A 15,537-nucleotide genomic window follows, 5' to 3' on the forward strand; every position below is an offset into this window, starting at 1 on the left:
TGCGAGGATCGCCGGGTGCAAGACTCCCCGGACCTCGGTGACCGTGGCGGCGCCGTGTGCGTGGTCGGCGCCGGCGCGAGCGGCCTGACCGCCATCAAGAACCTGCGCGAGCTGGGCTTCGCGGTCGACTGCTACGAGCGTGAGACATCGGTCGGCGGCGCGTGGAACTGGCGCCACGACCGCAGCCCCGTCTCCGCCGGAACCCATCTGGTCACCTCCCGGCCGCTCACCGAGTTCCCCGACTTCCCGATGCCGGACACCTGGCCCGACTACCCGCACCACAGCCGGGTCCTGGAGTACCTGGAGCGGTACGCCAAGCACTTCGGGCTGAGCGACCACATCTGGTACGGCATGGAGGTCGTGTCCATCGTCCCGGCCGGCGACGGCCGCTGGGACGTCACGATCAACTCGACCGGCGGCGGTTCGTCCCGGGTCCAGCGGTACGCGGCCGTGGTGATCGCCAACGGTCACAACTGGTCGCCGGTCAGCCCGGAGATCCCCGGCGACTTCAGCGGGCAGGTGATCCACGCGGCGGGGTACAAGGACCCGTCCCGGCTGCGTGACCGGCGCGTGCTGGTGATCGGCGGCGGCAACACCGGCTGCGACATCGTGGTCGAGGCGGCCCAGCACGCCGAGCGGGTGTGGCATTCCACCCGGCGCGGCTACTGGTACGGCCCGAAGTACATCGGCGACCGCCCCGCCGACCAGGTGCGCCACCGGAAGGGCCCGGCCTGGCTGCGGCAGTGGCGCTACCGCCACAACGTCGCCGACCTCACCCGGTGGGGCGTCCCGGCGCCGGAGCACGCCCCGTCCGAGAGCCACCCGGTCGTCAACGGTCTGCTGCCGGAGTACCTGCGGCACGGCCGGATCGAGGCGGTCCCGGACGTGTCCCGCTACGACGGCAAGGCCGTGGAGCTGACCGACGGCCGCCGGATCGAACCGCACCTGGTGATCACCGCTACCGGCTACCGCCCGCGTTTCGACTTCCTCGCCCCCGAACTGCTGGACATCGACGAGCGCGGGCGCCCCGACCTGCACCTGCACGTCTTCGCCCGCAAGCACCCGACGCTCGCGGTGGTCGGCCTGGTCCAGCCGGACGCCGGGCTGTTCCCGCTGGCGCACTGGCAGAGCGTGGCGGTGGCCCGCTGGCTGCGGCTGCACGCCACCGACCCGGAGCGGGCGACCGCCGTACAGCGTGAGGAGTCCCAGCGGCCGCTGACCTCGTGGTCGCGACGCCGGGTGGTCCCCACCAGGCGGCACTGGTTCGAAGTGGACCACGTCGACTACCTGCGCACCGTGGAGAGCCTCCTGAACCGTCTGGAGGGCGCCAAGTGAGCGGACCATGGGGCTCATCGCGGCGCCGGAGCGAAGCGGAGGTGCGCCGATGAGCGAGATACTGCGGTTCGAGGACTGGGCCGAACCCGTGCCGCCCGCCGAGCGCGAGGTCGTCTCGAAACTGCCCGAGGCCGACGAGGGCCGGCCGCCGCTGCTGTTCGTGCCCGGCCTCGGCCACGGCGGCTGGGCGTTCGCCGAGCACTGGCTCGGGCACGTCGCGGCCCGCGGCTTCCCGGCCCACGCCGTCACCCCGCGCGCCGGCGGCGACCTGCGCGCCCAGGCGCACGACGTGGTGCAGGTGGCGGCGTCGCTGCCGCGCCAGACGGTGCTGATCGGCCACGGCACTGGCGCGCGCGTGGTGGCCCGGGCGCTGGGCCGCTACCCGGCCCGTGCGGCCGTCCTGGTGGCCCCGGTGCTGGACGGCTGGGCGGCGCTCGGCGCGGCGCTGCGCAGCAACCCGGCCGGGACCGTCCCGGCGCTGGCCGGCGGTCGCCTGCGGTTCTCCGCCAGGCAGCTGTTCGGCGCGAACGTCCCCGGCGAGGAGGCCAAGGTTCACCTGGAGCGGATCGGCGCCCGCCCGCGGGCCGACCTGTTCGGCCGGGCCGACCTGCCGGAGCCGGTCGGTGGACCGCCGGTCCTGGTGGCCGGCAGCCCGGACGACCGGGTGGTGCCGCGGGCGGCCCTGGACAGGGCGGCCGCCCGCTACGGCGGGGCGCCGCTGCTCTTCCCCGGCATGGGCCACTACCTGATGCTGGAGCCGAGCTGGGCCGAGCCGATCGACGCCATCCTGGACTGGCTGCTCAAAGAGCTGTGAGCCGCTCGGCCAGCCGGCCGCTGTGGTCGAGCGCGCTCAGGTAGGCGCGGGCCCAGGCCATGATGTCGTGTTCGGTGAGGTGCCGGCGCATCGACGACATCCGGGCGGCCAGGTCGTCGCCGTCCGCCTCCATGGCCCGTAGCAGGGTGGCCTTGAGCCCGTCCACGTCGTGCGGGTTCACCAGGAACGCCTGTTCCAGTTCGGCGGCCGCACCGGCGAACTCGCTGAGCACCAGGGCGCCGGCGCCGTCCTCACGGGCCGCCACGAACTCCTTGGCGACCAGGTTCATCCCGTCCCGTAGCGGGGTCACCACCATGACGTCCGCGGTCAGGTAGAGGGCGGCCAGGTCGGAGCGGGAGAACGGCTGGTTCAGGTAGTGGATGGCCGGTTCGCCGACCCGGCCGTACTCGCCGTTGATCCGGCCGACCTCGCCCTCGATCCGGTCGCGCAGGTCCCGATAGCTCTCCACCCGTTCCCGGCTGGGCACCGCCACCTGGACCATCACCGTGTCCCGCACCTTCACGAACCCGTCCCGCAGCAACTCGCTGTACGCCGTGAGCCGGTGCTCGATGCCCTTGGTGTAGTCGAGCCGGTCGACGCTGAGCAGCACCCGTTTCGGCGCGCCGAGACTGTGCCGCAACTGCCCGGCCTGGGTGACCACGTCGGGCCGGGTGGCCAGCGCCCGCATCTCGGCGACGTCGATGGAGACCGGGAAGGCGCCGGTCCGTACGGTCCGCCCGCCGACCGTTATCGCGTCGTCGGTGGCGTGCGCCCCGAGCAGCTTCTTGGCGAGCTGGGCGACGTTGTGGGCGGCCTGTTCCCGTTGGAAGCCGACCAGGTCCGCGCCGAGCATCCCGCGCAGCAGCTCGACCCGCCGGGGCAGTTGCATGTACAGCTCGGGCGGCGGGAACGGCACGTGCATGAAGAACCCGATCAGCAGGTCCGGCCGCAGTTCCCGGAGCATCGCCGGCACCAGCTGGAGGTGGTAGTCCTGCACCCAGACGGCGGCGCCCGGCTCGGCCACCGCGGCGGCGGCCTCGGCGAACCGGCGGTTGACCGTCCGGTACGTCTCCCACCAGCCCCGGTCGAAGGTCGGCTGCTGCACCGCGTCGTGGTAGAGCGGCCACAGGGTCGAGTTGGCGAACCCCTCATAGTAGCCGCGCAGTTCGTCCTCGGTCAGCGACACGGGTTGTAACCGCAGGGTGCCGACGTCTGGCAGAGCCGGTGCCGGGCCGACCCCGCCGGCCCACCCGACCCAGGTGGCCGGGGTCTGCTCCAGGATCGCGTGCAAGGCGCTGGCCAGCCCACCTGGGCTGCGGCGCCACTCGCAGGCGCCGTCCGGAGCGGCGTTGTCATCCAGGGGCAGGCGGTTGGCGATGACGACGAGCGAACTCTGACGCATCACCGTAGGTTACGGGGTAAACACCAGCATCGGTCTATACGACAGCGCCGTCGTCGAATTCGTCGTCGTCGTCGCCCGAGCGCAGCCGCCAGACGAGGGTGACCGCCCCGCCGACGATCGCCGCGAAGCTGATCAACTGCACCAGGTTGCGGTCGATCGGGAGGAGGGTGGGGAAGAGGAACAGCACGAAGCCGATCGTGACGCCCAGCAGGCCCATCACCGCGTACTTTGAGATGTGCGGCAGGGGTGGGGGTGGGGGAGGGATGTACCGCTCGTCCTCGTCGTCCTCAGCGGGCAGATCGTTGCCGAAGGTGTCGAGTCCGTAGAGGATCGACGGCTCCGGCGGTGGCGGGTCGGTCCGGCGCCGGTTGTGCGGCGTGCCCTCCTCGGTCACCGGCCGGGCCGGGGGCGGCGGAGTGTCCTCGGCGGCCGGCCACGGAGCGGTCTCGGCGTCGACGGTGGTGTGGAAGCCCGCGATGATCTTCGCCCACTCCTCGTCCACCTCGGCCTGGGGCCGTGGGTCGGACGGCGCCGGCGGGGCGGGCGGGGTGGGCGGTGTCCCGCCGGTCACCTTCTGCAGGTGCTCCCGGGCGGTCTCCAGCCGGGTGCGGTCGACATAGAGCCGGTCGATCGGAAGGGCGGGCAGTGTGGTCGCCCGCAGGACCGGGTTCAGATCCGCGGTGGGCTGCAGATACGCCGCGATCCCTCCGGCCGCCAGCACGTCGAGCAGATGCTCGCCGATCCGTGGATCCACGTCACCCGCCACCGCGTAGTCGGCAGCGTCGAGCCCGTTGTCGCGCCGCCCACGACGGGCTCCACCCGCTGTCACCGATGCACACCCCCTTGCCGACCGTGTCTTGAATGGTGACACGGCAGGCACCTGTTGCGGGAGTGCGTTGTGGCGCGCCGCCCCCGCTTCGTACGCTTCCTGTCGCCCCGGACACCCGCGGCATCCGCTGAAAGGACGTCAGTGTTCTACTGGCTGCTGAAGTTGGTGGTCCTCGGACCGCTGCTGAGACTCGTCTTCCGCCCCGAGGTGGAGGGCCTGAAGAACGTGCCCCGCTCGGGTCCGGTCATCCTCGCCTGCAACCACCTCTCGTTCTCCGACTCGATCTTCACCCCGCTGATCATGAAGCGGAAAGTGACCTTCGTCGCCAAGGCCGAATACTTCACCGGCAAGGGGATCAAGGGCTGGTTCTCGCGGATGTTCTTCACCGGCGCGGGGACGATCCCGGTGGACCGTTCGGGCGGCGAGGCCGCCCAGGCGGCGCTGAACACCCTCCTGCGGGTGCTGCGCGAGGGCAACGTGGCCGGCATCTATCCGGAGGGCACCCGCTCGCCCGACGGGCGCCTCTACCGCGGCAAGACCGGGGTGGCCCGGCTGGCGCTGGAGAGCGGCGCCGTGGTCGTGCCGGTGGCGCTGCTCAACACCGACGAGATCCAGCCGACCGGGACGCTGGTCCCGGCGGTGAAGCGGGTGCGGATCCGGATCGGCGCGCCGCTCGACTTCTCCCGGTACGCCGAACAGCGCGGCGACCGGTTCGTCGAACGCGCCATCACCGACGAGATCATGTACGAGCTGATGACCCTCTCGGGCCGCGAGTACGTCGACGTCTACGCCTCGACACTCAAGGCGCCGACGGCCTAACCGGTCATCCCGGCGCGGCGACGCAGGGCCTGCACATCGGTGACGACGATGCGCCGGCCCTCGGTGCGCAGCCAGCCCCGGCTCGCGAAGGAGCCGATCGCCTGGTTGACGCTCTGCCGGGAGCCGCCGGCCATCTCGGCGAGCTGGCTCTGGTTGAGCTCGATGGTGATCATCGGCGCCTGGCTCTCCCCGGAGAGCCGGACCAGGGTCTTGGCCACCCGGCCGGGCAGGTCGAGGAAGACGTGATCCGCGTTCTGCTCGGTGAGGCGGCGGATCAGGCCGCCGACCGAGCGCATCACCGCGTCCAGGATGCGCGGGTTGGAGTGGACCAGCTCCATGAAGGCGACCCGGGACAGCGAGAGCGCCTGTGAGTCCTCGATGGCCTCGGCCGAGGCGCTGCGGGTCGACGCGTCCAACAGGGACACCTCGCCCAGCACGTCGGGCGGGCGGACCACGGTGAGGACCGCGCGCTCGCCGGTCGGTGCGGTCCGGAAGACGGCGACGGCGCCCCGCTTCATGATGATCAGCGAGTCGCCGGGGTCGTGCTCCACGAAGAGGATCTGGCCCTTGCGGTAGTGGCGTGGGACGGCCGCGGCCACGACCCGCTGGCGTACCTCCGGCTCGAGCCCGGCGAACATGTCCACGCCGGTGAGCGCGTCGCCGGAATCCGGCAAGCGATGGTCCACGGCGCTATCCCTCCCCCGGTGGGGACCGCGTCGACCATGAGCCGGCGTCGGCCCCACGACGCGAACGATCACTCTTAGCACGAAGCGTGCCTCGAACGCCATTTTCGAAACGGACATCGGGGCTCGCCTCGTACGATCATGTCCCTTCAGTAGCGTTCTGTAAACCGTCAATCTCGTACAGTGACCGTCGCCCATGTTGTCCGTCGCTTTAGCGGCTTGTGCCGAGATAATCCCGCAGTGCCGGATGACGAGCTACTTCGATCGACGCTGCGCGACCAGTGGCACCTCACGCCGACCGAGCTGACCGAGCTTCCGGCCGCACTGCTGTCGCGTGGCTGGGAGTTCGTGGCGGGAGCCGTCCGCTACACGGCCCGGCTCGTGGAGGCGGCCGCCCGTCAGGCCTTCGAGGCCGGGCTGCTCGCCGCCGAGCACCTGCGCGCCCGGCGGATCGACGCGGGGCAGCCGGTCCGTACGCTCGGCGGCGCCCTCACCACGGAGATCCCGCTCGGGGTGCTGGCCGTCCTGCGGCGGGTCCCGGGCCGCTGTCTGGACGGGCGGGACCCGGTCGATCAGCAGTGGTGGGGTGAGCGCCTCGGCGCCGTACACCGGGCTCTTCAGGGTTTTCGGCATCCGGGCCTGCGCCCGTGGCGACTGCCGGAACCTGACGCGGGTCATCTCGGCGCGGAGCCCTGGCTCCGCGGGGCGGTGACCGCCGCGGTCACCGCGGCCACCAGGCTGACCGTGACGGATCAGCTCACCTACGGGGTGCTGCACGGCGATCCGGCGCCGGACGCGTTCGTCCTCGATCAGTCCACCGGGCGGCTCGGGCTGCTGCACTGCGGGGCGAGCGGTACCGGCCCGCTGGTGTACGACGTGGCCGCCGCGGTCGCCTACGCCGGTGGGCCGGACCGGGCGGCCGAACTGCTGGACGGCTACCGCGCCGCGGGTCCGGTCGGCGCCGACGAACTGGACGCCGCCCTGCCGGTCCTGCTGCGGCTGCGCTGGGCCGTGCTGGCCGAACGGGCGGCCCGTCGTGGCAGCCCAGCCGCCCTGGAGACCGCCAGGGTGGCCCTGGAGTCCATGCCCGGATGACGATGGGTCAGGATGGACCCCGATGCCTTACCGCTATTTCTATGACTGCGAGTTCATCGAGGACGGCCGGATCGTCGATCTGGTCTCGATCGGTGTCGTCGACGAGTTCGGCCGTGAGTTCTACGCGGTCAGCACCGAGTTCGACGACTCCCGCGCCGTGCCCTGGGTGCGCCGCAACGTGCTCGACAAGCTGCCGTCGCCGTCCGACCGGGCGTGGCGCAGCCGGGAACGGATCCGCGAGGAGCTGTACGAGTTCCTGGTCGAGCCGATCCGCGGCCGCAACGAGCAGATGGAGCTCTGGGCCTGGTACGCGGCCTACGACCACGTCGCGCTCGCCCAGCTGTGGGGCGCCATGCCGGCCCTGCCCCGGGAGATCCCACGGTTCACCAAGGACCTGCGCCAGCGGTGGGACGACCAGGGCCGCCCGCACCTGCCGGAGATGGCCGGCCGGCACGACGCCCTGGTCGACGCGCGGCACAACCTGGCCCGGTGGAACGCTATGTCCGCGAAGGCCTGAGCGGCGGGACGCACTCCCGCATGACCGCGCGGATGTCGGTGTCGGTCGGCGGCTCGCCCAGTGAGCCGTTGTCCGGCCGGGCCCGCAGGCCGTCGATCACCAGCTCCAGATAGCGCTCGTAGAGACCGGGCCGGCAGTCGGCGCTGTGCTGCGCCAGCTCGGTGACCATCGCCATGATGATCGGGAAGTCGTGGAACCCGGCGTCGGCCCGGAGCGTGCCCTCGGCGTGCGCGCGCTCCATGATCTGCTCCAGCAGCGGCACGATCTGCTCGCCCGCCGTCTTGAAATGCTGCTCGTCCATGCTCAGTGCGGCGTCGCGCAGCCCGCGGTCGGACGCGTGCCAGCGCGCCGACGTGCGCAGGAAGCCGGTGAGCCCCTCCCAGGCGGACGGGGCGGCGAGCGCCTCCTCGGCGAGGGTCACGAGGTCCTCCAGCCGGTCGGTGAAGACCGCCTCGATCAGCTCCTCCTTGGTGGGGAAGCGGCGGTAGACCGTGCCCACGCCCACGCCCGCGTGGTGGGCCACGTCGTCGAGCGTGGCCGCGAAACCACGGGCCGCGAAGACCTCGTGGGCGGCGAAGAGGATCTTCTCCCGGTTGCGCTGAGCGTCGCGCCGAAGGGCCATGTGGCCAAGCCTACAACTAAGTGGAGATGGTTCCTCAACTTCTGCTGCTAGCCTGCCGAAGTGGAGGACGTACCTCAACTTAGTCCCGGAAGGGTCCTGCATGAGCAGCACCGTTATTGATCGGCCGCCGACCACCGGACGTGAGGCGGGGCGCTGGTGGGCGCTCGTGGTGCTCGCGCTGGCGCAGCTCATGGTCGTGCTGGACGCCACGATCGTGAACATCGCCCTGCCCACGGCCCAGGCCGACATCGGCTTCGACGACCACGGCCGGCAGTGGGTGGTCACCGGTTACGCCCTCGCCTTCGGCAGCCTGCTGCTGCTCGGCGGCCGGCTCTCCGACTTCTTCGGCCGCAAGCGGATGTTCGTCATCGGCCTGATCGGGTTCGCCCTGGCCTCCGCGCTCGGCGGCGCCGCCGGCAGCCTGGAGCTGCTCATCGTGGCCCGCGCCCTCCAGGGCGTCTTCGGCGCCGCGCTGGCCCCCGCCGCGCTGTCGCTGCTGTCCACCACGTTCACCGAGCCGGCCGAGCGCGGCAAGGCGTTCGGCATCTTCGGCGCCATCTCCGGCGCGGGCGGCGGCATCGGCCTGCTGCTCGGCGGCGTGCTCACCGAGACCGTCTCCTGGCGCTGGTGCCTCTACGTCAACCTGGTGATCGCCGCGATCGCCGTGGCCGGCGCCTTCCTGAAGCTGCGGGACGAGCCGGTCCCCGCCCACGGCCGGATCGACGTCCCCGGCACGATCACCGCCGTCGCCGGCCTGGTCGCCCTCGTCTACGGCCTGGGCAACGCCGAGTCGGACGGCTGGACCGGCACCATGACCCTCGCCCCGATCATCGCCGGCCTGGTCCTGCTCACCGCCTTCGTGCTGATCGAGCGCCGCTCCACGCACCCGCTGCTGCCGCTGCGCGTCGTCCTCGACCGCAACCGCGGCGGCTCCTACGCCTCCATCGCGATCGCCGGCGCCGGCATGTTCGGCATCTTCCTCTTCCTCACCTACTACCTGGCCGGCATCCTCCAGTTCACCCCGATCGAGACCGGCCTGGCCTTCCTGCCGATGCTCGGCGCGGTGATGCTCACCGCCACCACCGGCGGATCGATGCTCGCTCCCAGGATCGGCCCGCGTCCGCTGGTCCCGGTCGGCGCCCTGATCGCGGCCGGCGGCATGATCCTGCTGACCCGCCTCGAGCTCGACTCCACCTACGCCTCCGGCGTCCTGCCCGGTCTGATCATCATCGGCCTCGGCCTCGGCCTGGTCTTCGCGCCCACCCAGAACGCCGCCACCTCCGGCGTCGAGCACCGTGACGCCGGCGTCGCCTCCGCGATGATCAACACGGTTCAGCAGATCGGCGGTTCCATCGGCACGGCGCTGCTCAGCTCGTTCGCCGCCACCGCCGCCGCCGACCACATGGCCGGCAAGGAGCCGACCCCGCTGGTCCAGGCCCAGGCCGCGCTGGAGAGCTACCACACGGTGTTCTGGTGGTCGGCCGGCTTCTTCGTCCTGGCCGCCGTCGTCGCCGCGGTGCTCTTCCGCACCGGCCCGCTCGACGTCGACCCGGACGCTCCGCCGGCCATGGCCCACTGACGGCCCGGCCACGCTCTCCGGGGCCGGTCGCCCTCGGTTTCCGGTCCCGCGTTCCACCCTTTCCGGTACGAGCGGCGAAGCCCGCAAAAGCACAGCGGCCGCTCGCGGAGCACCACGCGAGCCGGGCGGGACACCGGGCCGCGGCGCGGCCGCCGGGCTGATGCGCGGGTCCATGTCCGGGCCGTGACAAACGATGAGGTCACACGATCACTGATCGTGTGACCTCATCGCCGTCCTACGTGCACGCAACCCGATGCCGGCGCACACGCGGCCCCGTTCGTGTGCCCGGTCCGGCCGGACGGCGCGGGTGGGCGTCCACGACCGGGGCCGTGTGTGCGCCGGCCGCCGGTTGCGGGGTGGGGGCGCACGACGGGGCGGGCCCGCGCGGGGCGGCCGGAACTGTGGGGAACGGGCACCGCGGCCGCGGCGCCCACCGTCGTTCCCGCAGCTCTCGGGCGGGACGCTGCGGCGCTGGGCGGGATCGGGGCGGTCCGCGCGAAAACAGTCCGGTTTCTGTGGGGCGCGTTCACCCCCGTCAGGTACGGCGACTAGAGTGCGATTGCGGGCCCGCCCCGGGCCGGCAACGCTGCCGACGAAATCGTCCCTGGGGCCTCGACGGGCTATCCGCACTTCGCTACCCGATCCAGGGGGAAGAATAATGCGTATCGGCGTGCTCACCGGTGGCGGCGACTGCCCCGGTCTCAACGCGGTCATCCGCGCCGTGGTCCGTAAGGGCGTGACCGCTTACGGTCACGAGTTCGTCGGCTTCCGCGACGGCTGGAAGGGCCCGCTGGAGGGTCTCACCAAGCCGCTCGGTATCGCTGAGGTCCGTGGCATCCTGCCCCGCGGCGGCACCATCCTGGGCTCCTCGCGCACCAACCCGTTCAAGATCGAGGGTGGCGTCGAGAAGATCAAGGCCAACCTGGCCGAGCAGGGCGTGGACGCGCTGGTCGCGATCGGCGGCGAGGACACCCTCGGCGTCGCGACCAAGCTGCACGACCTGGGCGTCAAGGTCGTCGGCGTGCCGAAGACGATCGACAACGACCTGAGCGGCACCGACTACACCTTCGGCTTCGACACCGCGGTCAACATCGCGATGGAGGCCATCGACCGGCTGCACACCACCGCCGAGTCGCACCACCGCACCCTGGTCGTCGAGGTCATGGGCCGCCACGCCGGCTGGATCGCGCTGCACGCCGGCCTCGCCGGTGGCGCCAACGTGATCCTGCTGCCGGAGCGCCAGTTCGACGTCGAGCAGGTCGCCACCTACGTGACCAAGCGCTTCCAGGTGGAGTACGCGCCGATCGTCGTCGTCGCCGAGGGCGCCCAGCCGCTCGACGGCCAGATGGTGCTGCACAACCAGGAGCTGGACAACTTCGGCCACGTCCGCCTCGGCGGCATCGGCCAGTGGCTGGCCGAGCAGCTGGAGGAGAAGACCGGCAAGGAGGCCCGTACGGTCGTCCTCGGTCACATCCAGCGCGGTGGCACCCCGACCGCGTTCGACCGGGTGCTCTCCACCCGCTTCGGCCTCCAGGCGATCGACGCCGTGCACGAGGGCGACTTCGGCAAGATGGTCGCGCTGAAGGGCACCGACGTCGTCCGGATCCCGCTGATCGAGGGCACCGGCGAGCTGAAGACCGTTCCGCTCGAGCGGTACGAAGAGGCCGAGGTCTTCTTCGGCAGCTGATCCATCGGTGAATGCCGGGGGCCGTCCGGTCCCCGGCATTCCGCGTTCTACCGGGCCGGCTGCCGGCACTGGCAGCCGGCCCGGAACCAAGATCGAGGAGTCTGCGTTGCCCAAGCAAACCGTCGCGGTCCTCGGGGCCGGCAAGATGGGTGAACTCGTCCTCTCCGGCCTGCTCCGCTCCGGCTGGCCCGCCGAGCGGCTGCTGGTCACCGTCCGCCGGGCGGCCCGCGGCACCGAGCTGGCCGAACGGTACGGCGTGACGATCGTCGACAACGCGGACGCCGTCAGCCGGGCCGACATCCTGGCCATCGGGGTGAAGCCACAGGACGCGGGCGTGCTCCTCGACGAGATCGGCGGGAAGATCTCGGCCGACAAGCTGGTCGTGTCGCTCTGCGCCGGCCTGCCCACCAGCTTCTTCGCCGCCCGGCTGCCGGAGGGCACCCCGGTCGTCCGGGTCATGACGAACACCCCGGCGCTGGTCGACCAGGCGATGACCGCGATCTCGGCGGGCCCGCACGCCGACGGCGAGCACCTGGCCATCGCCGAGGAGATGTTCAAGCCGCTCGGCGTGACCATCCGGGTGCCCGAGTCGCAGCAGGACGCGGTCACCGCGCTCTCCGGTTCCGGCCCGGCCTACTTCTACCTGCTGGTCGAGGCGATGATCGACGCCGGCGTCCTGCTCGGCCTGCCCCGCCAGGTGGCGCACGAGCTGATCGTGCAGACCGCGATCGGCTCGTCCGTGATGCTGCGCGACTCGGGCGAGCACCCGGTCAAGCTCCGCGAGGCGGTCACCTCCCCGGCCGGCACCACCATCGCCGCCATCCACGAGCTGGAGAAGCACGGCGTCCGGGCAGCCATCCTGGGCGCCTTGGAGGCCGCCCGCAACAGAGCCCGCGAGATCGCTGAGTCAGCTGGCTCCGCTTCGCTCCGCGGCAAAACGCCTGATAACCGGTGACGAGGCAGGTGATTTCCCGCCGCCAGAAACCCCGCTGGCGTCGGCAAATCACTTGCCTCGTCACCGGCGGCGTTTTGCGGGAATGCTGAGTGCACCGCCGTAGGGGTGAGAGTGGCTGTTCTGTGATGAGGTGGACCGGCGATCTCCGCCCGGAAGCGCCTCGCGGGCGGGCAAGCGCGGGTGAAGGTAACCACGCGTGATCTTGGACGTTATCCCACCGGATTTGGTGGCCAAACGTCCAAGATCGCGAAGGCGCGCGAAGGCGCGCGTGAGGGTGCGATCTCCGCCCGGAAGTGCCTCGCGGGCGGGACCGGGCAGTGAGATCGCGGTGCGCCACGGGACGGCGTCGATTGCGGTCGGGGACGGCCGGTCCCGTACCGGAAACGGGTTTTCAATACCAGATGGCGATGCGGCTGCCGTTCTCCTCTTCCGGGGGGCTGGGGTGGCTGAGGGCCGTGCCGGTGGCGACGCGATGCGCGGTCCACGCGACGGCGGCCGCGTCCAGGACGTCGTCGGGTGGCGCCTGACCGGCCGGGCCGAGGCGTTCCGGCAGGACGATGCCGTTGCGGGCCAGGAGTTCACGGCGGCGCGCCTGGCCGCTCCATGTCTTTTTTGCGTGGGCGAGCGGCTCGCCGGCCATGGTCCGGAAGGACAGCTCCGGGTGGGCCTCGAAGAGCAGGCCGGGGTGGCGTTCCCAGATGGCGTTCGCCTCGAGCAGTTTGGGGCGCAGGGCCCAGGACTGCCGGCTCAGGCCGGCCCCGGTCAGCTCGCGGCAGAGGCGGTTCGCCGAGGTGAAGTCGCCCTCCTGCCAGACGGCGCGGGGCGGCACCCGGAAGACGCTGCCGCGGCGTGGCCCGAGCTGGTCGGCGGCCAGGGTGTCGGCGGCGCGCCAGCGGTCCGGGAGCATGCCGAGGGGGATGTCCACGCCGATGACGGCGGCGCCGGAGCTGCCGGCCACGATCTCGTAGAGGGTGGCGGCCAGCACCGCGCGCCCGAAGGCGCCGTCGCGCAATTCGACGCCGACCCAGCCGAGCGCGTACGCGTCGACCCCGATGACGTGAATGCTCATCGATGCGGCAGCAGCTTCTCGATCGTCGCGATCAGCTCGCCGTCGTCCGGCGTGGTGCCGGGGGAGAAGCGGGCGGCGACCGTCCCGTCCGGGGCGACCACGAACTTCTCGAAGTTCCACTCGATGTCGCCGCCGTCACCGATCAGCTCCCGGTAGAGCGGGTGCCGGCCGGGTCCGTTGACCTCGACCTTCTCGGTCACCGGGAAGGTGACGCCGTAGTCGACCCGGCAGAACTGCTCGATCTCGGTCGCGGTGCCGGGTTCCTGGCCGCCGAACTGGTTGCAGGGAACGCCGACCAGCACCAGGCCACGGTCGCGGTAGTTTTCGTAGAGTTTCTGCAATGCGCTGTACTGCGGGGTCAGGCCGCAGCGAGAGGCCACATTGACCACCAGCACGACCGATCCGCGGTAACGGTCCAATTCGGTCGCGCCACCGGTGAGGGCGCCAATGCTGACGTCGAAGATGGTCATGAGCGAAGACTACTGGGTGTGTCTGCTCGATTGCACCCCGTCGTGCCCGCCGGGCTTTTGTTAAAGAGACCTTAAAGGTGTTCACCTGGCTTGACTGGTGTTAATCGATGTGACTACGGTCTCTTCATCCAATTCTTTGGAAAGTTTCCTAACTGTCGAGGAGACATCCCCGTGCACAAAACCACCCGCCGGGCACTGTTCGCCGGCGCGGTCGTGACCGCGGCCAGCGTCGCGGTTCCGGTCGTGTCGGCGTCAGCGGCCACCGCATGTGCCCCCGCATGGACCTCTACCGCCGTCTACGTCAAGGGCAACGTCGCCTCGCAGAACGGCCACAACTGGACCGCCAAGTGGTGGACCCAGAACGAGTCCCCGGCCACCAACAGCACCGAGTGGGCGGTCTGGACCGACAGCGGCATCTGTGACGGCGGCACCACCCCGCCGACCACGTCCCCGACGACCGCGCCCACCACCGCCCCGACGACGGCGCCCACGACGGCGCCCACGACGCCGCCCACCACCAGCCCGACGGTGAACCCCGGCTCCAAGTGGCTCGTCGGCTACTTCGCCGAGTGGGGCGTCTACGGCCGTGGCTACCACGTCAAGAACATCGACACCTCCGGCTCGGCGTCCAAGCTGACCCACATCCTGTACGCGTTCGCCAACACCACCGGCGGCCGGTGCACGATCGGTGACTCCTACGCCGACTACGAGAAGGCGTACACCGCGGCGGAGAGCGTCGACGGCGTCGCGGACACCTGGGACCAGCCGCTGCGTGGCTCGTTCAACCAGCTCCGCAAGCTCAAGGCGAAGTACCCGAACCTCAAGGTGATCTACTCGGTCGGCGGCTGGACCTGGTCCGGCGGCTTCACCCAGGCGGCCGCCAACCCGACCGCCTTCGCCGACAGCTGCTACAGCCTGGTCGAGGACCCGCGCTGGGCGGACGTCTTCGACGGCATCGACATCGACTGGGAGTACCCGAACGCCTGTGGTCTCTCCTGCGACTCCAGCGGCCCGGCGGCGTACGCCAACGTCATCACCGCGCTGCGCAACAAGTTCGGCGCCAACAACCTGATCACCTCGGCGATCTCCGCCGACGGCAGCAACGGCGGCAAGCTCGACGTGGCCGACTACGCGTCCGGCATCGCGAAGCTCGACAAGGTCTTCCCGATGACGTACGACTACTTCGGCGCCTTCGCCGCGCAGGGCCCGACCGCCCCGCACTCGCCGCTGACCTCGTACACCGGGATCCCGACGGCCGGCTTCAACTCCGACGCCGCGATCCAGAAGCTGAAGAGCAAGGGCGTCCCGGCCAGCAAGATCCTGCTGGGCATCGGCTTCTACGGCCGCGGCTGGACCGGCGTCACCCAGGCCGCCCCGGGCGGTACGGCGACCGGCGCGGCGGCCGGCACCTACGAGGCCGGCATCGAGGACTACAAGGTCCTCAAGACCAAGTGCCCGGCCACCGGCACGGTCGGCGGTACGGCGTACGCGTTCTGCGGCAACAACTGGTGGGGCTACGACACCCCGTCGACCATCGCCGGCAAGATGACCTACGGGAAGAACCAGGGTCTCGGCGGCGCGTTCTTCTGGGAGCTGTCCGGTGACACCACCAACGGCGAGCTGATCACCGCCATCAAGAACAACGTGTAGAACCTGTAATC

At 71.1% G+C, this 15,537-nt stretch carries 15 protein-coding genes; 9 read left to right on the forward strand and 6 right to left on the reverse strand.

All coding sequences use genetic code 11. The features are described from left to right. Positions 1-15: 15 nt before the first annotated feature. A complete protein-coding gene (locus BJ964_RS17890) occupies positions 16-1,335 on the forward strand; it encodes a flavin-containing monooxygenase (protein WP_188121720.1) in 1,320 nt (439 codons plus the stop codon). A 49-nt stretch (positions 1,336-1,384) separates the two neighbouring features. Continuing rightward, positions 1,385-2,149: an alpha/beta hydrolase gene (locus BJ964_RS17895; protein ID WP_188121721.1), complete on the forward strand. Its 765-nt coding sequence runs from the start codon at positions 1,385-1,387 to the stop codon at positions 2,147-2,149. On the opposite strand, the gene BJ964_RS17900 is transcribed toward BJ964_RS17895, so the two are convergent. Then, a complete protein-coding gene (locus BJ964_RS17900; RefSeq protein ID WP_188121722.1) occupies positions 2,136-3,551 on the reverse strand; it encodes an alpha,alpha-trehalose-phosphate synthase (UDP-forming) in 1,416 nt (471 codons plus the stop codon). The genes BJ964_RS17895 and BJ964_RS17900 overlap by 14 nt on opposite strands. Positions 3,552-3,585: 34 nt before the next feature. Beyond that, on the reverse strand, positions 3,586-4,380 hold the full coding sequence (locus tag BJ964_RS17905; RefSeq protein ID WP_188121723.1) for a DUF308 domain-containing protein: 795 nt from the start codon (positions 4,378-4,380) through the stop codon (positions 3,586-3,588). Between the two features lie 141 nt (positions 4,381-4,521). Between BJ964_RS17905 and BJ964_RS17910 the strand changes: the two genes are divergently transcribed. Beyond that, a complete protein-coding gene (locus BJ964_RS17910; RefSeq protein ID WP_188121724.1) occupies positions 4,522-5,199 on the forward strand; it encodes a lysophospholipid acyltransferase family protein in 678 nt (225 codons plus the stop codon). Here the strand turns inward: BJ964_RS17910 and BJ964_RS17915 are convergent. Next, positions 5,196-5,885, reverse strand: coding sequence for a Crp/Fnr family transcriptional regulator (locus tag BJ964_RS17915; protein WP_183217298.1), 690 nt, complete (start codon positions 5,883-5,885; stop codon positions 5,196-5,198). The two genes, BJ964_RS17910 and BJ964_RS17915, sit on opposite strands and share 4 nt — an antisense overlap. 237 nt (positions 5,886-6,122) lie before the next feature. Here BJ964_RS17915 and BJ964_RS17920 point away from each other — a divergent pair, with 237 nt between their 5' ends. Both BJ964_RS17920 and BJ964_RS17925 read left to right on the forward strand, forming a co-directional pair. Then, positions 6,123-6,977: a phosphotransferase enzyme family protein gene (locus tag BJ964_RS17920; RefSeq protein WP_188121725.1), complete on the forward strand. Its 855-nt coding sequence runs from the start codon at positions 6,123-6,125 to the stop codon at positions 6,975-6,977. Between the two features lie 22 nt (positions 6,978-6,999). Beyond that, complete coding sequence (locus BJ964_RS17925; RefSeq protein ID WP_188121726.1) at positions 7,000-7,494, forward strand: polyadenylate-specific 3'-exoribonuclease AS; 495 nt, start codon at positions 7,000-7,002, stop codon at positions 7,492-7,494. Here BJ964_RS17925 and BJ964_RS17930 read toward each other — a convergent pair. Then, the gene (locus BJ964_RS17930) at positions 7,475-8,116 is read right to left on the reverse strand and encodes a TetR/AcrR family transcriptional regulator (RefSeq protein ID WP_188121727.1); all 642 of its coding nucleotides are present in this window, start codon (positions 8,114-8,116) and stop codon (positions 7,475-7,477) included. The two genes, BJ964_RS17925 and BJ964_RS17930, sit on opposite strands and share 20 nt — an antisense overlap. Positions 8,117-8,216: 100 nt before the next feature. Between BJ964_RS17930 and BJ964_RS17935 the strand changes: the two genes are divergently transcribed. From BJ964_RS17935 to proC, 3 genes are all read left to right on the forward strand, one after another. After that, positions 8,217-9,695, forward strand: a complete 1,479-nt coding sequence (locus BJ964_RS17935) for a DHA2 family efflux MFS transporter permease subunit (RefSeq protein WP_188121728.1) — start codon at positions 8,217-8,219, stop codon at positions 9,693-9,695. A gap of 658 nt (positions 9,696-10,353) precedes the next feature. Next, on the forward strand, positions 10,354-11,382 hold the full coding sequence (locus tag BJ964_RS17940; RefSeq protein ID WP_188121729.1) for a 6-phosphofructokinase: 1,029 nt from the start codon (positions 10,354-10,356) through the stop codon (positions 11,380-11,382). A 106-nt stretch (positions 11,383-11,488) separates the two neighbouring features. Further along, positions 11,489-12,337, forward strand: a complete 849-nt coding sequence (proC, locus tag BJ964_RS17945) for a pyrroline-5-carboxylate reductase (RefSeq protein WP_188121730.1) — start codon at positions 11,489-11,491, stop codon at positions 12,335-12,337. A gap of 391 nt (positions 12,338-12,728) precedes the next feature. On the opposite strand, the gene BJ964_RS17950 is transcribed toward proC, so the two are convergent. Together BJ964_RS17950 and BJ964_RS17955 are read right to left on the reverse strand one after the other, a co-directional pair. After that, complete coding sequence (locus BJ964_RS17950) at positions 12,729-13,406, reverse strand: DUF429 domain-containing protein (protein WP_188121731.1); 678 nt, start codon at positions 13,404-13,406, stop codon at positions 12,729-12,731. Further along, positions 13,403-13,876 carry a glutathione peroxidase gene (locus BJ964_RS17955; protein WP_188121732.1) on the reverse strand — a complete coding sequence of 158 codons (474 nt, stop codon included), beginning with the start codon at positions 13,874-13,876 and terminating at the stop codon, positions 13,403-13,405. The genes BJ964_RS17950 and BJ964_RS17955 overlap by 4 nt, the downstream gene beginning before the upstream one ends. 171 nt (positions 13,877-14,047) lie before the next feature. Between BJ964_RS17955 and BJ964_RS17960 the strand changes: the two genes are divergently transcribed. After that, complete coding sequence (locus BJ964_RS17960; RefSeq protein WP_188121733.1) at positions 14,048-15,526, forward strand: glycosyl hydrolase family 18 protein; 1,479 nt, start codon at positions 14,048-14,050, stop codon at positions 15,524-15,526. Positions 15,527-15,537 lie beyond the last annotated feature (11 nt).

Source organism: Actinoplanes lobatus (genome assembly GCF_014205215.1).
Taxonomy (GTDB): Bacteria; Actinomycetota; Actinomycetes; order Mycobacteriales; family Micromonosporaceae; genus Actinoplanes; species Actinoplanes lobatus.